Below are 25,529 nucleotides of genomic sequence, written 5' to 3' on the forward strand. Positions count from 1 at the left end.
TTACCTGTAACTTTTCAGAAAAATAAGTCTTTTAGACCACGAGAAATCTTATAAACCATCCTTTGTTCCTATTTTGAAAATACTGAATATTTTGTACTATTTAGATTACAGAAACAGATTATAGGGAGTGAGTCAAATGTTAAAAGTTCTATCCACTTCAGCTTTATCCCTTGCTTTAGCAGGAAGTGCCGTTTTTGCAGGAGCGGGACCGGCAGATACTCAGGCAAAGCAGGAAAGTAAATATCAAATCAGTCTTGCCCATCATGTAGGTGCGTCGCCGGAGCTTGCTGCAAAAGCAAAGGAATTGGGAATCGATCTATCAAAGGTCGATCCGGCTGAGAAAGCAGCAAAGGCAGGAGCAAAGTTCCAGCAGCCTGGTGACAATCATGTGGCGTATAAAGCAGCAACAGGAGATATACCGGTTCTTGTTCTTCTGGCAAAGTATTCGGATGGTGATGAGCCGGTCGGTGATATGCCTGGACAAGTTCCAGCTGAGTATTATGAGGATTTAATTTTTGGAACAGAGTATAATCCTTATGAGCTTCCTCAATTCCAGAAATATGATGGTGAGAATGTTCCAAAGGACCGCACGATGCAAAATGCTTATAAAGAATCCAGCTATGGAAAAACCAACCTGGTCCGCAAGGAAAACACCGAATTTGTATGGGTAGAGATGCCTAAAGGTGCTTCATACTACTTGGATCAGGAAGGTAAATATGCTGAAAATGGTACATACGTTAATGGCAATGTGAATGGGGATGCCCATACAGGCGAATTCATCCGTGACTTGCTGAAAGCGGCAGACGAGCAGGTTGACTTCTCGAAGTATGCTGAGAATGGGGAAGTGCCTAATATCTTCGTCATTCATGAAGGTACAGGAGCTGAATTCAGCCGTGACCCGGCACAGTTCTGGTCACATAAGTGGAGCCTGCTAAGTGCTTTATATTATGGGAAATACTATGAAACTGGCAAACCTGCAGATGTACATGCTGGCATGTCTCAAAATGAATGGATTAATAAAACAGTTGCAGAAGATATGACCTATGACGGAGTAGTAGTCAATAACTACAACATTCAGCCAGGCATCGGCGGAAACGTTGCCGGTTTCGATGCAGCTACTAATACCTACAAAGAAGAAGCAAAAACGGGTCCATTCCCTGCACAAACCGGGGTTTACGCTCATGAATTTGGACATGCGCTAGGATTGCCTGATTTCTATGATACGGTTTACAGCTCTGAAGGTGTAGGAAACTACTCAATGATGGCAGGCGGCTCCTGGATGCGCTATCCGGATGCTGCAGCTTATGCAGGAAACTCTCCAACGCACTTTGATCCGTTCTCTAAGATATTCTTGGGGTGGGTAAATCCAATTGAAGTAAAGCCTGAAGATGGCGTGAAAGAAATCACGCTTCCGGCGATCAATAAAGCAACTGCTGATAACGGCATCGTCAAAATGGAAGTGCCGGGCTCTAATGGCACTGAATACTTCCTATTTGAAAACGTTCAGCAGGATGGCTTTAACAAAGGCTTAATTCGCCAGGGGGCAGATTCTAAAGGGTTAATGGCATGGCACGTAGATGAGAACATCATCAACCTGTACCAGACTGCCGGCTTCCGTCCAAACAACGTGGAAAACTGGATGAACAAACGCTTCCAGTACAACCAATCTGAAACAGCAAGTGATGGTACAGTTGTAACTCACTACGGTTTATCTGTTCTTCAGGCTGATGGCAAGTATGACTTGGAGAAAAATCTAAACCGCGGTGATGCAGGAGATTTCTTCAAAACCGGAGGGAAAATCACACCTGTATCCGGAAATGTTCACACTGGTTCTTACTACTTCTGGAAGGGCTATAGCTCAACGCCGGCTGATTCCGGAATCCATGTAACTGACATTAAAGAAAATGCCGATGGATCCATCACGGCGAAATTCTACTATAATACAAACAGCAGCAAAAAATAATAAACTAAAAATCCGAGCGGGTTGGCCTGCTCGGATTTTGGTTTAAAGACTATTTTTTTCATAAACTTTTAAGTTAGCATAAATCGCACCGATAACAGGAGCATCCAAATCCAGCAGCTCAGCTTTTTTCAGCAAATATCCAAAGAAATGATCGGCTTCGATAGCCTGCTGCTTTTCCATATCGCGCTGCAGGGAGGATTTCATTTCATAGCCCATTTCGTTTATTTTTTGCACCTGCGCATCTTCAATCCCATCAGCCAGCGGAGCATCCAAGCCCCTCATAATAGCAGATGCTTCCTTCAAAACTATTTTAACGGTATTTAATCCGAATGCCTGATCTCGAATCGGCCCGATGGGTGAACGGAACAGGGAAGTGACACCAGAAAGTGTGGAGATAAAGAGGTACTTATGCCACATCTCCTGTTCGATATTTTCGGATAGGCGGAAGTTTGCTTTTGTACCTGAAAATGCCTCTTGAAGCTTCAGGATCCGCTCTGTTTTTTCACCGGATCGTTCCCCAAAAACAAAGTCATGGACCGGGCTTGTCTGAATCACTTTCCCATTTTCACCAAGAGTGGTTTCAATAAAGCAAAGACCGCCAAGAACGTTCGCTGCCCCAAAAGCGGCTGTTAGTTGATCCATATGTGCGATTCCATTTAAGAGAGGAAGAATCAAGGTACTATCGCCTGTGAAGGGACGGATATCCTCTATAGCTCCCTCAAGATGATAGGCTTTTGTAGAGAGCAGGATGACATCGAATGCATCTGCCTTTTCTCCGGCCTGGATCGTTTTCGGCTCAGGAAAAGTCATATCCCCATGCACACTTTCCGCCAGAAGCCCGTATTTCTCAAGCTGCTGCTTTCGTTTCTCCCTTACCAAAAAAGTAACATCCTCGCCTTTTTCCAAAAGTCTTCCGCCAAAATAGCCGCCAATGGCGCCGGCTCCGATAACTAATATTCTCATTTTTTTTTGTGCCTCCTTAGGTTAAATGGAAAAGTGCACGCATGAACGTGCACTTTTGCTAAGTTAAATAGTAGAATAATCCGATTACAAATATTGCACCAAAAATCAATTTGGCAAGGAGAGGAAGAGAATCTGTCCCTTTTTCGTTTACTTTCTTCTCTTCCTCATTTACCGTTTCACGGTATTTTGGACTGCAGCAGCCCATTAAGCGGATTTCTTCCAGCCGGAAATATCTTCTTCCAGCGGCAGGTTATTCGCCCGAGCCTTTTTAGCAGCGGAGAAGAATAGTGCCACTAGAATGACGGTACCGATGGCTCCGCCAATCCATGAAGCATTCATTGATAAACCGAACCCGATTTGCGCATTAAAGATATACGTTAGGACCATTAACAGCATGAAGATTCCAGGTATAAGGGAAATCCAGTAATTTTTCTTCGCGATATACAAGTACATGGCACCGACAAACAGCGCGATAACCGCAGTTGATTGGTTAGCCCAGCTGAAGTATCTCCATAAAATGTTAAAGTCGATTTGCGTAAGTGCCAAAGAAAGAGCAAACAATGGGATAGCGATCCACAAACGGCTGGAAATTTTCTTCTGGGAGAAGTTAATATAGTCAGCAATAATCATACGTGCACTTCGGAAAGCTGTATCTCCGGAAGTGATCGGAAGGACCACGACACCAAGAATCGCAAGTGTTCCGCCGATTGCCCCAAGCATTAAGGTAGAAGCTTCGCTTACCACAGCACCAGGACCTCCGTTAGCAAGGAAATCACTTAATCCGTTATAACCATCGAATAAGCTCATCGCGGCAGCAGCCCAGATCATGGCGATAACACCTTCTGCAATCATCATGCCATAGAAAATCTTGCGTCCCTGATTTTCATTCTGAGTTGTACGGGAAATAATCGGCGTCTGTGTTGCATGGAAACCGGAAAGAGCACCGCAAGTGATAGTGAAAAACAGCAATGGGAAAATAGGTGCGTTAGCCGGATGGAAATTCTGCAGAGAAATTTCCGGAATATCGGCACCAGTTGCCACTAAACCAATACCTACGCCAAGTGCGCTGATTAAAAGCAATGCGCCAAAGTATGGGTACAGGCGTCCGATGATTTTATCAACAGGCAGCAAAGTCGCCAAAATATAATAGATGAAAATTGCAGCAATGATTAGAGTTAGTGAGATTTTTTGATCCATTACCACATAAAGCAGATCAGCCGGAGTTGTAACAAACACCGTACCAACCAATAACAGAAGAAGAACGGCGAAAGCGTTCACAACATGCTTCATGACTTTCCCGAGGAACTTGCTCGCAAGCTCAGGCAAATGCGCGCCGCGGTTGCGGATCGAAATCATTCCAGTTAAATAATCATGAACGGCACCGGCAAAAATACAGCCGACCACGATCCAGATAAAGGCTACAGGTCCGTAAAGCGCTCCCATAATCGGGCCGAAAATCGGACCAGTACCTGCAATATTCAATAGCTGAATCAACGAGTTCTTTGGTGTGCTCATTGCGATATAGTCCACACCGTCAGCATGCGTGTAGGCCGGAGTCGTCCGTGCCTCCTTCACACCGAATACTTTTTCAACAAACTTGCCGTACGTAAAATAACCAATAATTAAAAGTGCAATACAGACTAAAAAAGTAATCATCATTATCCCCCTTTATGAATGCGTTTACATTAATTATATAAGAAGAGAAGGAAATTTGAACAATTTGTGTCCAACATGTAAAAAACAAAGATTAAAATGCAGTGATGGGGGATTAACATGCATCGAAGGGTGGGAATGTATAGAAAATTCGTTATATTTAGTGGTTAGCAGTCCAGTTAAACTAAATATATAGTGCCAAAGCGATTTGGAGAGTGCAATCCCCATCGATTTTGGCGCAATTCCCAATAAAAGAGCCCAAACCCGATTTCAGAACCCCCCTCAGAAAAGCAATCAATCTCTGAATCACTGCAATCCCCCTCAAAAACTTCCCCCCACAAAAAACAAAAAGGCACCGTCACCGATGCATTTTCACAATTCCAATCGCACCCGCAGTGCCTTCACATAGTTCCGGCTCACAGACAGAAGTTCTTCCCGGCCTTCCATCTCAAGCTGGTATGCCCCGTTGAACCAGGGGGTGAGTCGTGTGACATAATCCAGATTCACCAGATAGCTTTTATGAATCCGGAAAAAGCTAAAGGGAAGCAGCCGGCTCTCCAAATCTTTCAGCGGGGTTTTAGTTTCATGCTCACCGGTTCTGGTTATAATTCTGGATACTTTTTCATCCCGGTAGATATAGAGGATTTCTTTTGGCTCCAAGTAAAGTATTTCCCCATCTTCTTCAACAGCCAGCTTGCCGGCGGGCTTGCTGGTGTCATTTTCTTTTTTGGCACCAATCAATTTTTCCACTCGCCTGATGGTCTGTTCGAGCTGCTCCTCGTCGTAGGGCTTCAGTAAATAATCGGTTGCTTCATAGCGGAAGGCTTCAGCAGCAAACTGCGGGTAGGCGGTTGCAAAGATAATGAGCGGCACCTTTTTTAGCTCCTGCAATGATTTGGCAGCTTCCATCCCGTTCATCCTGGGCATCTCCACATCAAGGAAAACGACGTCCGGCTGAAGCTGGATGGCTTTCATCACGGCCGCTTCGCCAGATTCAGCCTCGCCGACAACCTGGATAGCAGGAAACTCCTCGAGTAAATGCTTTAATTCATCTCTGCTGTATCGTTCGTCATCAGCGATTAAAATTCGGATCGTTTTTTCCATCAGTTTTTTCCTCCGTTTGCGGAATGGCGAATTGTATGTCAGTGCCGAAGCCTGGAGTGCTGGCAATTTGCAGCGAAGCTTCCTCACCAAACATCATGGTCAGCCGGCGGTTTACATTGTACAATGCAAGTCCGGAGCCCGATTCTGACTGCAGGGTTTCTTTGCCGAGCTGTTCGGCTCTTTCCCGGCTCATTCCCTGTCCATTATCCTTCACTTTTACTAACGTCATTCCATCCTGTTTCTGAATTTTGATCATAATGATACAGTCCTGTTCCTTGTTCTTAATCCCATGCTTTACGGCATTTTCCACAATCGGCTGCAGAGTGAGCGGCGGGATTCTTTCCAAAAGGGCATCTTCATCAATGTCGTATATAACTTCGAGCCGATCCACAAACCGGGTTTCTTCAATTGACAGATAGGCCTTTACATGTCTGAGCTCCTGTTCAAGGGTCGTACAGCTGACTGTTGTGGCCGTCAGATTTTGCCGCAGAAAATGAGATAAGGAAACGAGCAATTTCCTTGCCTGGGCAGGCTCGATCCGCACAAGGGAAATAATCGTATTTAATGAATTAAATAAAAAATGCGGTGATATTTGCGCCTGCAGTGCTTTAATTTCAGCTTCCTTTGCCAGCTGGTAGGCTTTATCAGCCTCAGCGATTTCGAGCTGATTGCTGAGCAGTACACTTAGCCCGGAAATTAGCTCCATCACGAGATTAGTCATTTCTTTTTCCGAAGTGAAGTAAAACTTCAGCGTTCCGATGGTTTCGCCGCGCAGCTTTAAAGGAGCGACAATGGCTGCGCCAAGAGGACAGTTTTCCTGCCGGCAGTGAATGGTCTGGTCATTGGCAACCACAATTTCCCCGTTTTGAATGACATCCCGTGTTATCTGGGTCTGGATCGGGCTTCCGGAGCGGTGGTGGTCATTTCCAAGGCCGACATGGGCAAGGATTTCGGTGTGATTGGTGATTGCAACTGCTTTCATCTGGAGTTCCTTATGTAAAATCAGGCAGACTGCCAGTGCGGACTTATGATTAATCCCTTCACGAAGGTGTGCAAGCGTCTGGTCAGCAATCCGAAGTGTTTTCTGTGCATGAAAAGCTCCTGCTTTTTCTTCTTCGTTTATGACATTTTTTATGATCAGTAAAAATAGGGCACTGCCAAGACCATTTGCTATAATCATGGGAATTCCAATCATTTCGACTAGCGCAACCGCTTTTTCTATAGGCCGTGACATACCGAGAATAATCAGCATCTGTACGGCTTCAGCCGTAGCACCGATGAAGAATGCCGACGATAGCTTCACATGTTCATTTTTCCGGCGGAAAAATCCGGCAAGTAGCCCCGCCACTATCGACGCCAAACCGCAGGCAATCCCGGTAAAGCCGCCAAGCGTAAATCGGTGGAATCCTGCTATAATTCCTGCCCCAACTCCTACTTTAGGACCGCCAAGCAATCCGGCGAGCACAACCCCGATCACCCTGGAATTGGCAATGGCTTCATCTGTAGCAAGTTCGGATGCCCAGCGGTTAAACTGCAGTGTGTCCGTATTGAAGGCCAGCCCTGAATAGGTTCCAATGATGCCAAAGAAGCCGAAAAAAAGAATGGCTTTATACTCCTGCTGCCGTTTTAATCTTTCGCCATAAATCATCTCTCTGAAAAAGCGGAACCTTGTCAGAATCAGCGCAATGGTGACAATGATTCCAAGCCGCTCCAGCATCGTAATCAGCAGTTCCAGCATCCTCAGAACCCCTTTAACCAAGTTAGTTAACATTATTCTAATGGATTAAAGAGTAAATGAAAAATAACCCGTTTGAATTTTTCAAAAAAATGTACAGGCTTTTCCTGCATATTTGTCGAAAATTAATTGATTAAAAGGTCAGGAGGATTTTTGGATGCTTCTTTCTGATAGAAATTGGAGCTGATAAAATGATCAAATATGCAGTGGATCCAGAAGGAATATCAGCAGATATGCTGGACGGTTTTTTTGATGGGTGGCAAAATCCGCCGAGCCCTGAAAAGCATCTGAAGCTTCTAAAAAACAGCACGAAAATCGTGCTTGCCATTGACCGTGATAAACATGCAGTGGTTGGGTTCATCACAGCAATCAGCGATGGAGTGCTATCAGCCTACATTCCGCTGCTTGAAGTACTGCCTGATTATCAGCAGCAGGGAATCGGTCAAAAGCTGGTCACCCGCATGCTGGAAGAGCTGGACGGTATTTATATGATCGATATTATGTGTGACCCTGAATTACAGCCGTTTTATGAAAAGTTCGGAATGATTAAATCATCCGGAATGGTGCAGCGGAATTATCAGAACCAATCAGGAAAGCAGTGACAGGGGATGGCGGAAGATGAGTATCCCTTCTGCTTACCTCTAATAAGGAGGACTTTCTATGAAGTACACCCTCAATCAAATTACACCTGAAGAACTAATTGAAAACCGGATAAACCTAAAGGGCTTCCTTCAATCTCAGATCAGTCCCTTAATCGGCAGGAAATCCTGGATGCAGGACTGGGAACAGCTCGCCAAAAGATTTCAGCTATTTGCATTTGCAGCTTTGCCAGAAGCGGAGGCTCTTAAATACAGCTGGAATCCTAAGGAAATCGAAGCGATCGTTGAAGAAACGTGCAAAGAAGCTGAGAGCCATCTTCACTTTGAAAGCCTAACCATAACAATCGTTCCAGCACTTCCTTTCCCATGGTTTCAGAGTTTTGATCAATCCATGTGGACAAATGGCTACACAATAGGTCCAGATACCATCATTATAGCTATTCCCCCACAGCCGGACACCGACTTTTTAAACTATATGATTGCCCATGAGCTCCATCATGCTTCCCCTGAAAATCCGATCTACAATCTTACATTGGAAACCTTTACTCTCGCGGACTGGTATAAAATGGAGGGGGGCGCCGAGTATTTCAGTCTTTCGCTTTATAAGGATAAACGCTGGTGGAAGAAGGAATTTACTGAGGAAATCGAGCAGAATTATATAGAAATTGCCCGGCAAAACCTGAGTACAGCAGACGATGTCTTAAAAAGCAAAATCTGTTTTGGCAATAAAGAGATGGGAATCCCGGTATTTGCCGGCTATTCTTTTGCTTATAAAATGGTAAGGCATTATGCGGAGCAGGAGAAGATTGAGAGGTATCGGGATTTATATCAGGCAGACCCGCATGAAATATTTAATAGCTATATAATCAAGGAGGCCATTTAATTGGAAACAGAACTTCTGAATATATTTGATGATAACCGAAAACAAATCGGTGTCGCATCTCGTAAAGAGGTCCATAAACAAGGCCACTGGCATGAAACGTTCCATTGCTGGTTCGTCAGCAGGGAAAAAGATCAGGATTATATTTATTTTCAATACCGCAGCAAGGAGAAAAAGGATTACCCTGGCCTTTTGGATATAACTGCTGCTGGCCACCTCTTAAGCCATGAATCTGTCATGGACGGCATGAGAGAAGTGGAGGAAGAACTGGGGATTCATGTTGATTTTGCGGACTTGGTGCCACTGGGCGTCATTGATTACATAGCAGAGAAAGAAAATTTTATCGACAAAGAACTGGCCCACGTTTTCCTGTATCACAGCAATTATTCCTTAGAAGAGTTTAGCCCGCAGCCTGAAGAGGTTACTGGGATATACCAGATTGCAATGGAGGAGTTTTATGGACTGTGGTTTGGCGGAAAAGAACTCATTGAGGCAGAAGGATTCCAGGTGGATAATGGCATAAGAATCCCCAACTCCATAAATGTAAGGAAAACGGACTTTGTCCCGCATCAGGATTACTATTATAAGCGTGTGCTGCATTCGATGCGTGAACAGATTGTTCAATCAAAGGTATGATTGAAGGGAAGAAGACAATGAGAAAGGTGTTCTTCATACTTTTTGCGCTTTTGCTGGCAGGGGGTTCATCATCATTCGCAACAAAATGGCTTGAACTTAATCCCGAAATGGTCGAATCCCGCTCACAAGTTATTGTGCTGGGAACATATAATTTTAAAAGCAAACAAAAATCAAGCAAGGGGAATTTTTACGGAAGGCAGTTTCAAGTCGAGAAAGTATATAAAGGAAAAGCAACAGAAACCATCACGGCAGGCATTGATGTTTACGATAAAGGATGGGCTGAGGAATATCAGCAGGATGGAGGCAAGTTCCTGTTATTTTTGGAGAAAACAAAGGAAGCCCGCTTTCTTGTTCCCGTTGCCGGTCCCAATGGAATGGTCCAAGTGCAGGATGGCAGAATTTTATCAGGTCATGAGGGTTTTTACGGAAAAATACTGAGCGGTGAAGCAAGAACACCAAGTCGTGCAGAATCTAATAATGATGGAGGACATCTGCTCGAAGCATTGCTGTTTTCCTTAACAGGCCTTATCACTTTCCTGTTGATTATTAGGTTTTTAGCAACAGAAAAGGCGAAATCTTATTAAGCACGCCACATTTAGATTATAATAGAGAAATAACAACTATTGAAAAGGCAGGATTCTTATGATTGTAAAAAATGAAGAAGAATTAGCAAAACTGAAGGAAATCGGCAGAATTGTCGCGGAGATCCGCGATGAGATGATTGAAAAAACTAAGCCAGGTGTAACAACCAAGGAGCTTGATGACTTAGCCGGAGAGCTTTTTGAAAAGCACGGAGCGATTTCAGGCCCTAAAGGAGAATACGATTTTCCAGGCTTCACATGCATAAGCGTGAATGAAGAAGTGGCCCATGGCATTCCTGGAAGCCGGGTGATTAAAGAGGGCGATCTTGTAAATATTGATGTTTCAGGATCAAAAGATGGCTACTTCGCAGACACAGGCCTATCATTTGTCGTTGGTGAAGACGAGAAACTGCAAAAATTATGTGATGCGGCTCAGGAGGCATTCGATGAAGGACTGAAAAAATTAAAGCCGGGCGGCAAGCTGAGCCTTGTCGGAAAGACAGTTCACAAGGTTGCCAAAAACAATGGATTCAACGTTATCATGAATCTGACTGGACACGGTGTCGGCCGCTCCCTTCATGAAAAGCCGGACCATATCCTGAACTATTTTGATCCATGGGATAAACAGCTGTTAAGAGAAGGCATGGTTGTTGCCTTTGAGCCTTTTATCTCAAGCGGTGATGAAGAAGTAAGGGAAATGAGCGACGGCTGGACGTTCGTTACACCTAACAAAAGCCATGTCGCTCAATGTGAACACACCGTTGTCATCACAAAAGAAGGACCGATTATCTTAACGAAATAACCATGGACCAGGGGCATTGCATGTTCCTGGTTTTTATATAGTATTACGGTTGAAAAACCTTCATCTAATATTGCTTGAGAAAAAACACTTGAACAATGTCCTCCATTCCGCTAAAATAATAAAAATTTCAAATTTAAACGTAATGACAGAAACAAGTAGCTGCTTATCTCCCTGTTTTAGAGAGCTGATGCCTGGTGAAAATCAGCACAAAGATAACAGTGAATTACCTTCTTGAACTTTCTCTGTGAACAGGAGTAGCAGGGAACGGCACGGGCCGTTAATCCGCTGAGTGGAAGAGCAATCTTCAAAAAGGGTGGTACCGCGTTAGCCACGTCCCTTTCTTTAGGGGCGTGGTTTTTTGTATTCCGATAATAGAAAGGATGGGGGACATGGGGGATTTTTTTGGAAAATTAACAGCCCAGCAAAAACACGAAACAGAGAGGCAGCTGGAGGTATACCGCAATGGTGTCCAGGATATTCTGCCTGAAGCAGAGCTAAAGAATAAAATAGCCAAGTCCATTTTTCAAAACCAGCCTTTAAAAATTAAGCTGGGGCTTGATCCTTCTGCACCGGATGTCCATATCGGCCATACGGTTGTGCTGAATAAACTAAAGCAGTTCCAGGACAATGGCCATATCATCCAGCTGATTATTGGCGATTTTACCGGAAAAATTGGCGACCCGACAGGCAAATCCGCAGCCCGAAACCAGCTCACCGATGAAGAGGTGAAACGTAATGCCAAAACATACTTCGAGCAATTCAGCAAAGTGCTGGACATGAATAAGGTCGATCTTCACTACAACTCAGCATGGCTTTCGGATCTCCAGCTTGAAGACGTCATCCGCCTGTCTGCCAGCATAACAGTTGCCCGCCTGCTGGAACGCAATGACTTTTCAGAGCGCCTGTCCACAGGCAAACCGATCTCTCTTCATGAATTTTTCTACCCGCTGATGCAGGGATATGACTCGGTTGTACTCGAAAGCGATATCGAGCTTGGCGGGAATGATCAGCACTTCAATGTCCTGATGGGACGCCATCTGCAGGAGCATTTCCAAAAAGAAAAGCAGGTGGTCATCCTGATGCCGCTCCTTGAAGGCCTGGATGGCAAAGAGAAAATGTCCAAATCAAAAAACAATTACATTGGTGTCGATGAAGATCCCAATAATATGTACGGCAAAACCATGTCCATCCCGGATGAGCTGATTCCAAAATACTTCAATCTCGCAACAGATCTGCCAGTAAAAGAAAAACAGCAAATCGCAGAGGGGCTCGAAAACGGCACACTTCATCCGCGTGACGCCAAAATGCTTTTAGGTAAAACAATCGTCCGCATGTACCATGGCACAGGTGAAGCCGATAAAGCCGAACTGCATTTCAAAACTATTTTCCAAAAGGGAGCCATGCCGGATGAGATCCCGGAAGCCGAATGGAAGGGTGAAGGTGAAGTCCTCATTACAGACCTGCTTGCCGGCCTCGGCCTGCTTTCCTCCAAAACGGAAGCCAGAAAAATGATTGCGGGCGGCGGCATCCGTTTAAACGGACAGAAAGTCGGCGATGTTCAGATGCTCGTGAAAATCACAGACGGATTAGTTCTGCAGGCAGGCAAAAGAAAATTTGTGAAACTAAGGCTTAGCAGTGCAAAGTAGGCATATCGCTTTTTCCTCCTGGCACTTTCAAGATATGATAGAATAGACGAAATTTTTAAAGAAAAGCAGGTGAAGGAAATGAAAGCGATCATTCATGAAGGAGTAGCAGGCCGCGCGGGATTATCTTATGGTGAACTGGAAAAGTCCGATCCGGGTAACGGCGAGGTGAGGGTGAAATTAAAAACGGCAGGCTTGAATCATCGTGATTTATTTGTCCTGAACCGCCACAAGCCAGAAGATCCTGCGCTTGTCATCGGTTCAGACGGAGCGGGAGTCATAGACTCAGTCGGAGAAGGCGTTACACACGTGAAGCCAGGTGATGAGGTCATCATCAATCCCGGACTGGGATGGAAGGAAAAGAGCGATGCACCGCCAGCAGGCTTTGAAATCGTCGGCTTGCCGTTTCATGGCACATTCGCCGAATATATCACCATTCCTGCTGAAAACACAGCACCCAAGCCGGCGTATTTAACCTGGGAGGAAGCGGGCGTCCTATCCCTGTCTGCACTAACCGCCTACAGAGCATTGTTCACAAGAGGAAAGCTTCAGTCAGGCATGAAGGTGTTCATTCCAGGGATTGGAGGAGGAGTTGCAACCTTCTTAATGCAATTTGCAAAAGCAGCGGGAGCAACCGTTTACGCAGCTTCCCGTTCGGAGGAAAAATGTCAGAGAGCACTTGAACTCGGTGCGGATAAAGCCCTGAACAGCAGTGAAGACTGGAATGGAGTCCTTGGCGGGGAAAAAGTGGATCTTGTCATTGAATCAGTTGGCCCTGCGACATTCAATAAATCGCTCGAAATCCTGCGTAATGGCGGCACCATCGTAACATTTGGCTCCTCCACAGGAGATCAGCTGGAACTAAATCTCCGCAGCCTTTTTTATGCCCAGCAAAACCTGCTTGGCTCAACAATGGGCAGCGCGGAGGAATACCATGAAATGCTCCAGTTTATTGAAAAGCATCAAATCAGGCCGGTATTGGATCAGGCGCTTCCGCTGGAAGAATTCGAGAAAGCTTTTGACAGACTCGATAACGCAGAACAATGGGGGAAGATTGCTTTTAAAATTAGTGTATAAAAAAGGGGTGAGATTCTGCGAAAAGCAGTGTCTCACCCTGTTTCTTCCTGTCTAGCTCCAGAGCCTGCCCCCTCGAGGTGCCGGGGGCGGGCAAGGCTCTTTCGCTTTTCTTACACATGTAAAAACTTCACACAAACCGGATCCGGAACCATAACATCAGATTGAAGTAATGAAAGCTTCCCGGTATTCTCATCACGGGAATACAAAACAATATTGCTGGAATTCTGGTTGGAGCCAATCACAAAATTCTCGGTTGGATCAAGCACAAAGTCGCGCGGCCAGTTTCCTTCTGTGGAGGTATGCTCCACAAAAGCAAGCTCTCCATTATCCGGATTGACGGAGAACACCGCAATGCTGTCGTGTCCGCGGTTGCCGGCATAAATGAAGCGGCCGTCTGAAGAAATATGAATGGCGCTTCCCTGGTTATTTTCCGTAAAACCTTCCGGAATCGTGGAAATAGCCTGCTTTTGAACTAAGCTTCCATCCTCATGGTACTGAAGCAAAAGAACCTCTGAGCTAAACTCAGTCATTACATAGGCGTACCTTCCATTTGGGTGGAACACAAGGTGTCTCGGACCGCAGCCCGGCTTTACAGACAGGATGCTTTTTTCCTTCAGAATTCCATCATTCACTTCATACGTAATCACCTGGTCCGTTCCCAGGTCAACTGCAACTAAATATTTTTCGTCCGGAGTAAGTCCTGCATAGTGAGTATGCGGTTTTTCCTGCCTGCTGTCAGGTCCGGATCCGCTATGTTCAATTACCGAAACGGCAGGGTTTAGAGAGCCGTCTTCATTTGTTAAGTAGGACTCCACTGTCCCTTTATGGTAGTTTGCACTGAAAACATTTCGGACAGATGTATCGACACTGACGTGGCAAGGAGGAGAGCCATCTGCCACCTGGCTGTTGATTTTCTCAAGTGAACCGCTGCTGTCCAAACGATAGGCAGCTACTCCGCCGGATTCGCCTTCCTTGGCAACCGAGTATAAAAATTGATTATCCTGGCTGATTGTTAAATAAGTGGGATTATCCAGTTTTGCTGCCGTTTTCACATCGGAAATTCTGCCTGCTTCTGCATCCAGAACAAATGAATAAATCCCTTCACTTTCACCCTTTGTGTATGTTCCTATGTATCCTCTGTACTTGGCCATATGAAGCCTCCTTTAAATGCTTTCTTCTAAAATTACTCTATCATACATAGCGGTTCAAACAAAAGGAAGAGGAAATTTACAATCGACAAAGAATAGTAAAATGGTATATATACGAAAGGATGATTATGTTGAACGCACCCCATTCGATTTTGTCAGTTTGGAAAAAATTTGATCGCTTTCCGATGGAGACCCTGACAAAAGCATGGTTTTACGATAAAGCCGGCATTAAAAAGCAGCGGGAGGTTTCCTTAATGAAGGAGCACCATGATCAGTATGGCATTACCGGAAACTGTTTTGACCTGGCGATCTGGCTTCTTCATGAATTTAAGCAGGCTGGAATCGATGCCTATCCGGTTGGCCACGAATTGAAAACATCTTCAGCCCATGCAGCAGTGGTGGCAGTGGATGAAGAGGGGCGCCGCTTTCTATGTGACCTGGGCGACCAATGGCTGCAGCCCATATTAATTGATCCGGAGGCAAGAGACTTTACGCCGGAAAAAGTAAGCGGATTTTTCCCGGCAGCAGATGTTCAGGTCTCATCTGAAGACGGACAGCTGGAAATTGCTTATCACCGCCCAAACGGAAAAATATCGCGGCAGAGTTATGATACGGATCCGGCAGCCATGAACATTTTCCTGGAAGCAGCTGAACGATCTCAGAACACTATTTATCCAAAGGCATTGCTGGAACAGCGGATTCCCTATAAAAATGAAACCGCCCATTGGGAATTTTATAATTGGGAAAGCTTCCTCAGTACAACAGAAGGCCTGTATCATGACGCTCCTGTGGATACTATTGAAGAATGGTCTGCCCGGATTCATGAAAAGACAGGGTATGATAAGGAATTTTTAATTGAAGCATTGGGCTTCTATAAGAAGCTGGGAGATTGAAAAACTGATGCTGGTTGAGAATCTTTTTATCTGAATGTCACTCAAAAACTGGATTCGCTCATAAGATCTGACTTTCGCCCATAAACACAAAAAATCACTCAAAACATCTCAAGCTTGCCCATAACGCCAGGAACTAAAGGAGCTGCCATGTACATAAAACTCTATCAATATCATATCCGCCCGGAAAACGAACAGGAACTGATGCTGCTCCAGCGGAAAGCCGGTCATATCTACCGGAATTACATCGATGTTCAGACCAAAATGTTAAAAAACAAGATAGATGAGACAAAGTGGACAGAAATCAGTTTTTTTAAGTCGGAAGAAGACTATCAAAACAAGCTGCCGCTGATTAACAGCAATGCCGACATTCAGGAGCTTTACAGAAGGTTTGAATCTCTGCTGATCAGCGAAATAAAGGAAGAAGATTATGAGGAATGGCTTTAAAACCATAGTTAATGACTCTTCCTCTTAAGGAAATCCTCCTATTTATTCTCCATTCTGTTATTTTGAAGATATAGTAGGATATAATCGAAGCAGGACATAAGAGAGGGGATATACATACAGATGGAGCCTATTCGAAAAGTTTCAGCGTATCTTACTCAAAATGCGGAGGTATTATCAGAAGAGATTGTTGCAGAAATCGTAAGCCGGTTTGGTTTCGAAATTCCCAAACAGGAAATTGATGCGGCCGTTTCGATGTATGTTGAGTTTATAAATTATCTGGGAGTCATGATTGCTAACAGCGAAAATCGGGTTCCTGAAGGACTGGTCGAGTGGAGTAAGGGAAACGGCGAACGTGCTGCCTCCCTGGGAGGAAAAATTTCCGATATAGTCACCCGATATCCGGACACCCGCATTGTTTTTACTGATAGATTACGTAATATAGGGATGGAATTTGAGTTAACAGCGGATGAAGTTATTTCTATTGTGAAAAAAGTAAACTACATACTCGACATCAGCATTAATGAAACCGTATTTGCTTTTGAACGGCACTCGGAGGAACAATTAAAGGAGACCCAATCCCAGGTAAATGAACTGTCTGCTGCAATTGTACCGATTCAGGACAGCATTGCCATTCTGCCGTTGATCGGCAGCATAGACTACGACAGAGCACAAATCATCATTGAGAAAACAGTCCCGCGGGTAAGCCAGCTGGGAATTGAAACCTTAATTATCGACTTTTCCGGCACGGTGAATATAGATATTGAAATCGCCAAGCACATCTTTGATATCCGGAATATCCTCCTGCTGATCGGTGTCAACACCATTGCCACAGGTGTCAGACCGGATTTGGCAAAGAAAGCCGTTACCCTTGGCATTGACTTATCATCCCTTGAAGTATATTCGAACGTCCTGCAGGCGATTAGAAGCATTAAATAAATTAAATGATTGAAGCTGCTGAAGCGGCTTCTTTTTATATAAAAAAATATTGTCGAACCCCCACTCCCATGATAGTATTTAGATATTTTCAAATATATTAAATTCACAAAACATAGCTACTATCAAAAAAGATTCGTATTGGAGGCTTTTTGCATGACTGTTTTTACATCCGCCTATTTTACAATGACTGAACAGGAAGCCATTGAATATGCCAAAACAAGACTGAATTATTTTGCTCCAGATGCCGAATTGGACTGCAGGGAAATTGGCGATGGCAATTTAAACTATGTGTTCAAGCTGACGGACCATAAACACAATAAGTCTCTGATCATCAAGCAGGCTGGTCCGGTTGCCAGAATCTCTGATGAATTTAAGCTGTCTCCTGACCGCAACCGCATTGAATACGAAATTCTGGATCTGCAAAACAAACTCGCTCCAGGTTTTGTGCCAAAAGTGTTTAGCTACGATCCCATTATGAACTGTACCGCGATGGAGGATCTGTCTGATTATACCATCATGAGAACAGCCTTAATGCGGCATGAAAAATTCCCGCTGTTTGCTGACCATATCTCGACTTTCCTGGTAAATACCCTTTTGCTTACTTCCGATGTTGTAATGGGGCATAAGGAAAAGAAAGAGCTGGTCCAAAAATTCACCAACCCGGAATTATGCGAAATTTCAGAGGACCTCGTCTTCACAGAACCGTTTTACGATTGTCCGAGAAATGAAGTGTTTGAAGGCACCAGGGAATTTGCCAAAAGGGAATTATGGGAAGACCCGAAGCTTCAGCTTGAAACTGCAAAGCTTAAATTCGAGTTTATGACCCATGCCCAGTCCCTTCTGCATGGCGATCTGCACACAGGCTCGATTTTTGTAAAAGAAGATTCTACTAAAATCATTGATCCCGAATTCGCATTCTGCGGCCCTGCCGGCTACGATGTCGGCAACGTGATCGCCAACCTGATTTTCGCCTATGTGAACGCGAAATATACAATGGCAGATGGTGAAGAAAGACAGGTTCAGCTGGAATATCTCGAAAATACAATGGAAGATATTATAGACTTGTTCAAAAAGAAATTCCTCCGGGCATGGGAGGAGAAAGCAACTGAGCAAACAGCCCGTTATGATGGGTTTAAAGAATATTATCTGGATGCAGTCCTGCGTGACACAGCAGCTGTCACGGGACTTGAACTGTGCAGAAGAATTATCGGGCTGGCATCTGTCAAGGATGTCACTTCCATTGAAGAATACAGCAGCAGAGCTGCAGCGGAAAAGATTTGTCTGGCAGCCGGAAAAATGTTTATTATGGATAGGGAATCTTTTAAAACAGGTGAGGATTTTGTACGTATTCTAAAAGACTGTGAAAAAAGGTTCTAAAGGAGGCAGCATGATGGGAAAACCAGTGGATGTCATCCAGTCTGTCAGATTGGATGATGAAAACGACACGCTCATTCTATTAGATCAAACAGTTCTGCCGAATGAAAAGAACTTTTTGCATTTGAAAGAATTAAAGGATATATGGGAAGCAATCTATCATTTGAAGGTCCGGGGTGCACCTGCCATTGGAATAGCGGCGGCTTACGGTGTCTATTTGGGCACAAAGCAATCAGCAGCAGTAAGCTATGAAGAACTTTATATGGATTTTAAAAAGGCGAAGGAATACCTGGCGTCATCACGGCCAACTGCAGTTAATCTGTTTTGGGCGCTCGACCGCATGGAAGCCCGTTTCCTGAAGGAAGAAGGCAAAGCTGCAGCCGAAATAAAGCAAGCCCTAAAAGTGGAAGCAGAAAAAATACGGGCTGAGGATGAAAAGGTTTGCGAGTCGATTGGACAGCACGCGCTTTCTGTACTTGAGCCTGGTTGGGGTATTCTGACACACTGCAATGCAGGTACGATTGCCACCGCTAAATATGGAACAGCTCTTGCTCCGATTTATTTAGGCCAGGAAAAGGGATATGATTTTAAAGTATACGCTGATGAAACCCGCCCGCTTTTGCAGGGGGCCCGCCTGACAGCATGGGAGCTCGAAGAAGCAGGTGTCGATGTTACGCTGATCTGTGACAATATGGCCAGCATCGTAATGAAAGAAGGCAAGATTCAAGCGGTACTTGTCGGCTGTGACCGCGTGGCAGCCAATGGGGATGCAGCCAATAAGATTGGAACTTCTGGCGTTGCGATTCTCGCAAAACATTATAAAATACCTTTTTATGTTTGTGCCCCTCTGTCAACAGTCGATCTCGCATGCAAAACAGGGGACGATATCCATATTGAATTAAGAGATTCAGAAGAAATTACTTCTAAATGGTACGAAAAGCCGATGGCGCCAGAAGGTGTACAAACCTATAACCCCGCATTCGATGTCACAGATCATGATTTGATTACAGGCATTATTACGGAGAATGGCATAGCTTATGCACCGTTTACTGAAAGTCTGTCTAAGATGTTTAAATAGGAAGAATTCCGCCTCCTGGCCAAGTGGTCAGGGGGCATTTTCATGCTTCCACTTCTATTCTTTATATCTTTAAAGCGTTTAACTAGGAAAATATCCCTGATTCCGATAAAAATAGAGTGTAATTTAACTCTTTTCATCAATCAAAAGTACTATTTTATTTGGGGTAATCCTATAGTTTATGGAAAAATTATGAAGTAATTACCATTCAGATAGTAGAAAGTATTTGTAAACCCTCCAAAATACCTGATACTTTTTAAGAAACTATGTTTCTGTACCTGATTCTAAAGTATGAGAATTAAATAATTTAGCATATTGTTAGAGTCTGAATATTTTAAATATACTTTAAATACAACAAGAACCGACAGAAAAAATATAGATTCGAGAGGAGAAAAAGGATGAAGAAAAAAAGGGCATTAGGAGCAGCACTTCTAAGTATGACAATGGGTTTATCAGTTTTTACAGCGGGGGCATTTGCAAAAGAACCAGAGACTCAAAACGAAACCTACCGGGTATTGATCCAGGGGCCGTCAAACGCTAAAGCTTCTGTGAATTCACAGGTGGACAAGCGCTGGGATTTTGGCAGTGATGGCATGACTGCTGAAGTCAATGCAAAGCAATACCAGGCATTGCTCAAAAATAAGAACTTAAAGATTGAAAAGGTAAGCGAAGTTACTCTTGATACTGCCAGAACGGAAGTGTCCAAGAAAGATTCGGTTTCTATTCAGGCAGCGGGATATCCTAGTGATCAGACACCATGGGGAATTGCTTCCATCTATAATAACAGCAGCATTACCAGTACGTCAGGCGGAAGCGGCATTAAGGTTGCTGTTCTTGATACAGGCGTTCATACAAGCCATATTGACCTGGAAGGCTCTGCAGAGCAATGTAAGGATTTCACTCAATCCAGCCCGATTGTAAATGGCTCATGTACTGATCGTCAGGGACATGGTACACATGTAGCTGGGACGGTTTTAGCACATGGTGGATACGACGGCCAGGGAATCTATGGAGTAGCTCCACAGGCGAAATTATGGGCATACAAAGTACTTGGCGATAATGGCTCAGGCTACTCAGATGATATTGCAGCAGCAATCCGCCACGTTGCGGACGAAGCATCCCGCACAGGATCAAAAGTAGTCATTAATATGTCACTTGGTTCAAGCGGCAAAGATTCTCTAATCAGCAGTGCGGTTGATTATGCCTACAGCAAAGGTGTCCTTGTTGTTGCCGCAGCAGGAAATTCCGGATACAGCGCTAATACAATCGGCTATCCTGGAGCATTAAAGAATGCGATTGCAGTTGCAGCCCTTGAAAACGTCCAGCAAAACGGTACATACCGTGTAGCCAACTTCTCGTCCCGCGGAAATCCTAGCACTGACGGTGACTATGTCATTCAGGAAAAAGACGTGGAAGTGTCTGCACCGGGAGCAAGCATCGAGTCTACATGGTATAACGGAGGCTATAACACGATCAGCGGAACATCCATGGCTACACCTCACGTAGCTGGCCTTGCAGCAAAAATTTGGTCATCCAGCCCATCCATGAGCCATACTCAGCTTCGCACAGAGCTTCAAAACCGTGCCAAGCAATATGACATTAAAGGCGGATATGGAGCAGCAGCTGGTGATGACTATGCATCAGGCTTTGGATATCCCCGCGTGAAATAAGCAATCAGCAACATACCCCCGAAGAACCGTCCGATCCTCTGATCGGGCAGTTTTTTTTAGTAGAATGAATCTCCTCGAATTACATAATATTTCCGCGGAAATGATCATATTTTAGCGAAAGATGAAAACTTGTAAAAATTGCTGATGCAAATCACTTTTGAATATACAATAGGGAGTGGATGTAAATAGAAGGGAGCTGACAGCCATGGCTGTTCAAAAAACATATATAAGCGATCGGGAAGCAAAGGAACTGATCTGTGAAATCGGCAAAAGAGTGTACAATAAAAGCTTCGTTGCAGCAAACGACGGAAATATCTCCATTAAGGTGGGCGACCATGAACTCTGGACAACACCAACTGGAGTAAGCAAAGGATTTATGACCCCTGAAATGATGGTCAAAATGGATCTTTTAGGCAACGTGCTAGAGGGCAATCTGAAGCCTTCTTCCGAAGTGAAGATGCACCTCAGAGTGTATCAGGAAAACCCTGAAGCAAAGGCAGTTGTCCATGCCCATCCGCCTGTCGCCACTACGTTTGCCATAGCCGGAATCAGCCTGGAAAAACCTGTATCACCGGAAGCGATAGTCCTGCTTGGCAAAGTGCCGGTTGCCCCGTATGCCACTCCGGGCACACAGGAAGTTCCTGATTCAATTGCCCCATACTGCAGGGATTACAATGCCGTTCTTCTTGCCAACCATGGCGCCCTGACCTGGGGCAGGGATATCACAGAGGCCTATTTTCGAATGGAATCACTGGAACACTATGCACTCATGCTGATGTATTCAGAACACATCATGCAGAAGTCAAACGAACTAAGCACAGGACAAATTGCAGATTTGATCTCAATCCGTGAGAAAATGGGCATTAAAACAGGCGGAATACCGGTTCCTGGCAATGATAAGAATATCCGGACAGCTCCCGGTCTGCAAGAAGAAATGATCGAAAGCATTGTTCAAAAAGTAACCGAAGAAGTCTTGAAAAACGTTTTAAAATAGCCGAAGTGGGATAGCTATAAGGGTATAGTAATGTTGTATAATTTCAACCTTTTAACGAAACCTATCTTGAATACCTTATTGAAACGCGAGGAGAGATTCCGATGAAACTGCTGGTCATTGGCGGGGTGGCTGCAAGTATGTCAGCCGCATCAAAATTAAGGAGAATGGATGAAAAAGCTGAAATTACCGTCTACGAAAAAGGCAAGTTTTTATCTTACGGTGCCTGCGGTCTTCCTTATTATATATCTGGAGAAAATGATGATTACCGAAAAATGATCGCAAGAACACAGGAGCAATTTTCTGAGAGGAACATCAAAACACATCTTCAGCATGAAGTGTTAAAAGTGGATACAAGCAAGAAGGAAGTAACTGTTAAAGACCTTGCATCAGGAGAAATGTTTACGGATACATTCGATAAGCTGATGATCGGAACAGGCACGTTTCCCATCATGCCTCCATTTCCTGGAGCTGATCTTGAGAATGTTCAGGTGCTGAAAACAATGGAAGATGGGATGGTATTAAAAGAAAATTCCCGCAAATCAGAAGTGAAAGATGTTGTCATTGTTGGCGGAGGCTATATTGGAATCGAAGTGGTCGAAGCGATGAAAACCCTCGGCAAAAATGTGCGTGTCATTGAAATGGGAGAGAGAATCCTGGCTCCTTTCGATAAGGAAATAACAGATATCGCTGAGAAAGAAATTCGTGATCACGGTGTAGAATTGAATCTGGGAGAAAAGGTAGAGAGCTTCAGCGGCAATGGGAAAGTGGAGAGTGTGAAAACGGATAAAGGAACTTATAAAGCTGATTTAGTGCTTGTTGCTGTAGGTGTAAAACCTGCTACCAAGTTTCTGGAAGGTTCGGGTATAGAGCTGGCGGAAAATGGAGCCATCATCATCGACCGTGAAATGCGGACAAATATTGAAGGTGTTTATGCAGCGGGGGACTGCGCTCAGGTTTATCACAAAGTGCTTGAAGAAAATGATTATATCCCGCTGGGAACAAACGCGAATAAATGCGGCCGCCTGGCTGGGGCCAATATAGCCGGCAGCCATGAAAACTATGTGGGAACTCTGGGAAGCGCCGCGATTAAAATTTTTAATATGGAGCTTGGAAGAACGGGACTTTCCGAGGAAGATGCAAAGAAGCTTGGCGTCAGCTATACAACTGAATTTGTGAAAGCCGCAGATCATCCAAGCTATTACCCGAATCAGACCCCTATCTGGATCAAGCTGATCTGTGAAAAAGGAACAAACCGAATCCTCGGAGCCCACGCCATCGGCAATAAAGGGGCGGTCCTCCGAATCGATGTATTTGCCGTTGCCATCCATAATAATATGGCAGCAGAAGAACTTGGCATGGTGGATCTTTGTTATGCCCCGCCTTTTGCGGGTGTCTGGGATGCTGTCCATATCGCAAGCAACGCAGCGAAAAAATAGATTAAAGTCAGCGGAAACGCTGGCTTTTTAGTTTTCTCAGGAGGTTTTTGCAAGAAGATGTTGAATATTGTCCATATAAAATCCCTTTTATGGAGGCTGAAATGTTTACAAGAATCGATACAGTCTTTCTGCAGGTAATTGATTTCGGAAAAGCCATTGAATGGTATAGCACTGTGCTTGGCTTCCCGGTAAGATGGAGGGATGACCAGGGAGGGTATGCAGCCTTGGAAATCGGGGAAACACCTTTAACCCTTGTCCGTTCTGAAAAAGTAATTCCTTCCTCTCATATGCCATTTAACTTTTATGTTTCCGATATTGTTGAAGCACATCAGCATCTGGCAGGGCATAAGGTGAAAGCCGGCCCAATCCAGGATGATGGAACGGTAAAGTGGTTTGAGTTTGAAGACCCTGACGGCAATAAGCTGGGGGTATGCCATTTTAAAGAATAAGGAAAAAGCTGCCTCACTTTATGGCAGCTTTTTCAGTTATCAATAAGAATCCTTCGCAAGCTTGGGATGGCGATTCATCGCTCCGAGCAGAATCAGCCCGCTCAGGATGAGGAGTAAGCTTGTGACAACGAAGACTGCAGAAAAACCCAGATAGCCGGAGATCAAACCGCCGATGACCGGACCGATAATGTTGCCGAAGAAGCGGAGGCTAGTGTTGTAGCCGAGCACTTCACCTTGCATGGCAACCGGGGCTTCCTGGCGGATATAAGCGATCCGGACAGGGATGATGCCCCCGATGGTTATTCCAAGCGCAAAGCGGACAAGTACAAGCTGCCACATGTTTGAGACAAATCCTCCCGGAAGATAAAACACGCCTGCGAGGAAGAGGAGAATAACCAATGTTTTTATATAGCCATGCTGGTCCCCGATTTTTCCCCATTGCCTGGCCATCAGCAGATTGCCAAGCCCTGCAGCCGAAAAGGCAATTCCCGCAAAGAACGCCAGATTTTCAGGTCCATGCAATTCACTGACATATAAAGATAATATAGGCTGAATGCTAAAGTGTGCGATTTGAACAAGCGTTGAGATCAGCATAACTGTCAGCAAAACGGGATTGCTGATAATATGCTGGATGACCGCCTTGCTTGAATACCGCGTTTTCTCGCCCTTTTTTGTTTGGACTTTGTGTTCTTTTGTAAAAAAGACAAGAAAGGCAGAAACAAAGATGGCGATGGAGGTCCATTTAAAGGTATCTGAAAAACCGAATAAATCAGCTAGGACTCCGCCGAGAAGAGGGCCCATCAATGAACCTGTAATGCTTCCGGTCTGCAGTGTCCCCATCACCCTGCCGGCAATTTCCTTCGGAGTCTGTGTGGATATAAACGCCTGGGACATTCCGATGAAGCCGGTAAAAATCCCCGTAAACAGTCTGAGAAAAAACAGCTGCCAGACGTTTGTCACGTACCCCATCAGGAATATGGATATGCCCATCCCGATTCCGGACAGTATCAATATTTTCCTGCGCCCAAAAAGGTCCCCGATTCTTCCCCACACAGGTGAAAAAAGAAATGCAGTCACAAATGTAATCGCAAATGTCCACCCTGACCAATGCTGTACATAAGTTGGAGAGTAGTCGCCAAAACTTTCTATATATAACGAAATAAAGGGAAGCACCATCGTCATGCTGCCTGCCACAAAGAAATTGGCAAACCACATGATCATTAGATTTCTTTTCGTCTGTTTTATCATTTTTGATACACTTCTTTCCGGTAAACATTTCGTTTCCCTAAATATATAATACTAAAAATTTCTAAAAAGAGGAAGGGGTATGCTATCAATCTAATTTTTATATATCCTGATAACCATGATAAAAACGGCTTTTTTAAGGAAAGGCCGAATTTTCTATGACATTTTTACCAGAGTCCGTGAAAAAAACATTGTCTTATAACAGTATTTATTCTATAATTCCTAATAG

24 protein-coding genes and 1 other annotated feature are annotated in these 25,529 nt (G+C 44.4%); of the genes, 17 read left to right on the top strand and 7 right to left on the bottom strand.

Features of this window, described 5'->3' with window-relative positions:
- Positions 1-136: 136 nt before the first annotated feature.
- On the top strand, positions 137-1,963 hold the full coding sequence (locus MKY20_RS26140; protein WP_009335035.1) for a M6 family metalloprotease domain-containing protein: 1,827 nt from the start codon (positions 137-139) through the stop codon (positions 1,961-1,963).
- A 42-nt stretch (positions 1,964-2,005) separates the two neighbouring features.
- On the opposite strand, the gene MKY20_RS26145 is transcribed toward MKY20_RS26140, so the two are convergent.
- The 5 genes from MKY20_RS26145 to MKY20_RS26165 form a co-directional block, all read right to left on the bottom strand.
- Positions 2,006-2,926 (bottom strand): ketopantoate reductase family protein, encoded by a 921-nt coding sequence (locus tag MKY20_RS26145; protein ID WP_019382617.1) that lies wholly within the window; start codon positions 2,924-2,926, stop codon positions 2,006-2,008.
- Positions 2,927-2,984: 58 nt separating this feature from the next.
- Complete coding sequence (locus MKY20_RS26150; protein WP_019382616.1) at positions 2,985-3,131, bottom strand: hypothetical protein; 147 nt, start codon at positions 3,129-3,131, stop codon at positions 2,985-2,987.
- Positions 3,131-4,582 carry a carbon starvation CstA family protein gene (locus tag MKY20_RS26155; RefSeq protein WP_019382615.1) on the bottom strand — a complete coding sequence of 484 codons (1,452 nt, stop codon included), beginning with the start codon at positions 4,580-4,582 and terminating at the stop codon, positions 3,131-3,133. Before MKY20_RS26155 ends, MKY20_RS26150 begins: the two co-directional genes overlap by 1 nt.
- A gap of 369 nt (positions 4,583-4,951) precedes the next feature.
- The gene (locus MKY20_RS26160) at positions 4,952-5,683 is read right to left on the bottom strand and encodes a LytR/AlgR family response regulator transcription factor (protein ID WP_009335032.1); all 732 of its coding nucleotides are present in this window, start codon (positions 5,681-5,683) and stop codon (positions 4,952-4,954) included.
- On the bottom strand, positions 5,652-7,421 hold the full coding sequence (locus MKY20_RS26165) for a sensor histidine kinase (protein WP_009335031.1): 1,770 nt from the start codon (positions 7,419-7,421) through the stop codon (positions 5,652-5,654). Before MKY20_RS26165 ends, MKY20_RS26160 begins: the two co-directional genes overlap by 32 nt.
- Before the next feature lie 188 nt (positions 7,422-7,609).
- Here MKY20_RS26165 and MKY20_RS26170 point away from each other — a divergent pair, with 188 nt between their 5' ends.
- The 7 genes from MKY20_RS26170 (at position 7,610) to MKY20_RS26200 (ending at position 13,636) form a co-directional block, all read left to right on the top strand.
- On the top strand, positions 7,610-8,020 hold the full coding sequence (locus MKY20_RS26170) for a GNAT family N-acetyltransferase (protein ID WP_019382613.1): 411 nt from the start codon (positions 7,610-7,612) through the stop codon (positions 8,018-8,020).
- Positions 8,021-8,078: 58 nt separating this feature from the next.
- The gene (locus tag MKY20_RS26175) at positions 8,079-8,900 is read left to right on the top strand and encodes a DUF2268 domain-containing putative Zn-dependent protease (protein WP_009335029.1); all 822 of its coding nucleotides are present in this window, start codon (positions 8,079-8,081) and stop codon (positions 8,898-8,900) included.
- Positions 8,901-9,533, top strand: coding sequence for an NUDIX hydrolase (locus tag MKY20_RS26180; RefSeq protein WP_009335028.1), 633 nt, complete (start codon positions 8,901-8,903; stop codon positions 9,531-9,533).
- 17 nt (positions 9,534-9,550) lie between these two features.
- Positions 9,551-10,117 (top strand): hypothetical protein, encoded by a 567-nt coding sequence (locus tag MKY20_RS26185; RefSeq protein WP_019382611.1) that lies wholly within the window; start codon positions 9,551-9,553, stop codon positions 10,115-10,117.
- 58 nt (positions 10,118-10,175) lie between these two features.
- Positions 10,176-10,916, top strand: a complete 741-nt coding sequence (map, locus tag MKY20_RS26190; protein WP_009335026.1) for a type I methionyl aminopeptidase — start codon at positions 10,176-10,178, stop codon at positions 10,914-10,916.
- A gap of 133 nt (positions 10,917-11,049) precedes the next feature.
- Positions 11,050-11,257 (top strand) — a binding site (T-box leader).
- 48 nt (positions 11,258-11,305) lie between these two features.
- On the top strand, positions 11,306-12,562 hold the full coding sequence (gene tyrS, locus MKY20_RS26195) for a tyrosine--tRNA ligase (protein ID WP_019382610.1): 1,257 nt from the start codon (positions 11,306-11,308) through the stop codon (positions 12,560-12,562).
- A gap of 78 nt (positions 12,563-12,640) precedes the next feature.
- A complete protein-coding gene (locus MKY20_RS26200) occupies positions 12,641-13,636 on the top strand; it encodes a zinc-binding dehydrogenase (RefSeq protein ID WP_019382609.1) in 996 nt (331 codons plus the stop codon).
- A 110-nt stretch (positions 13,637-13,746) separates the two neighbouring features.
- Here MKY20_RS26200 and MKY20_RS26205 read toward each other — a convergent pair whose 3' ends face one another.
- On the bottom strand, positions 13,747-14,787 hold the full coding sequence (locus MKY20_RS26205; protein WP_251156779.1) for a lactonase family protein: 1,041 nt from the start codon (positions 14,785-14,787) through the stop codon (positions 13,747-13,749).
- A 125-nt stretch (positions 14,788-14,912) separates the two neighbouring features.
- Here MKY20_RS26205 and MKY20_RS26210 point away from each other — a divergent pair, with 125 nt between their 5' ends.
- The 9 genes from MKY20_RS26210 to MKY20_RS26250 all read left to right on the top strand — a co-directional run bounded on the left by MKY20_RS26210 (position 14,913) and on the right by MKY20_RS26250 (position 24,055).
- Entirely contained in the window at positions 14,913-15,677 is a 765-nt protein-coding gene (locus MKY20_RS26210; protein ID WP_192908262.1) for a hypothetical protein, read from the top strand.
- Positions 15,678-15,824: 147 nt separating this feature from the next.
- Positions 15,825-16,121 carry a hypothetical protein gene (locus MKY20_RS26215; RefSeq protein ID WP_009335021.1) on the top strand — a complete coding sequence of 99 codons (297 nt, stop codon included), beginning with the start codon at positions 15,825-15,827 and terminating at the stop codon, positions 16,119-16,121.
- A gap of 120 nt (positions 16,122-16,241) precedes the next feature.
- Positions 16,242-17,057 (top strand): STAS domain-containing protein, encoded by an 816-nt coding sequence (locus tag MKY20_RS26220; RefSeq protein WP_009335020.1) that lies wholly within the window; start codon positions 16,242-16,244, stop codon positions 17,055-17,057.
- Positions 17,058-17,210: 153 nt separating this feature from the next.
- Positions 17,211-18,434: an S-methyl-5-thioribose kinase gene (gene mtnK, locus MKY20_RS26225; RefSeq protein ID WP_341004325.1), complete on the top strand. Its 1,224-nt coding sequence runs from the start codon at positions 17,211-17,213 to the stop codon at positions 18,432-18,434.
- 13 nt (positions 18,435-18,447) lie between these two features.
- The gene (gene mtnA, locus MKY20_RS26230; protein WP_019382605.1) at positions 18,448-19,509 is read left to right on the top strand and encodes an S-methyl-5-thioribose-1-phosphate isomerase; all 1,062 of its coding nucleotides are present in this window, start codon (positions 18,448-18,450) and stop codon (positions 19,507-19,509) included.
- Between the two features lie 395 nt (positions 19,510-19,904).
- On the top strand, positions 19,905-21,176 hold the full coding sequence (locus MKY20_RS26235) for a S8 family peptidase (protein ID WP_009335017.1): 1,272 nt from the start codon (positions 19,905-19,907) through the stop codon (positions 21,174-21,176).
- Positions 21,177-21,381: 205 nt separating this feature from the next.
- Positions 21,382-22,170: a class II aldolase/adducin family protein gene (locus MKY20_RS26240; protein WP_341004329.1), complete on the top strand. Its 789-nt coding sequence runs from the start codon at positions 21,382-21,384 to the stop codon at positions 22,168-22,170.
- Positions 22,171-22,271: 101 nt separating this feature from the next.
- Entirely contained in the window at positions 22,272-23,606 is a 1,335-nt protein-coding gene (locus MKY20_RS26245; protein WP_252245992.1) for a CoA-disulfide reductase, read from the top strand.
- A 101-nt stretch (positions 23,607-23,707) separates the two neighbouring features.
- The gene (locus MKY20_RS26250; RefSeq protein ID WP_071155965.1) at positions 23,708-24,055 is read left to right on the top strand and encodes a VOC family protein; all 348 of its coding nucleotides are present in this window, start codon (positions 23,708-23,710) and stop codon (positions 24,053-24,055) included.
- Positions 24,056-24,094: 39 nt separating this feature from the next.
- Here MKY20_RS26250 and MKY20_RS26255 read toward each other — a convergent pair whose 3' ends face one another.
- Entirely contained in the window at positions 24,095-25,303 is a 1,209-nt protein-coding gene (locus MKY20_RS26255; protein ID WP_009335010.1) for an MFS transporter, read from the bottom strand.
- Positions 25,304-25,529: the final 226 nt, after the last annotated feature.

This window comes from Cytobacillus sp. FSL W8-0315 (genome assembly GCF_038002905.1).
In the GTDB taxonomy this organism is placed as follows: Bacteria; Bacillota; Bacilli; order Bacillales; family Cytobacillaceae; genus Cytobacillus; species Cytobacillus pseudoceanisediminis.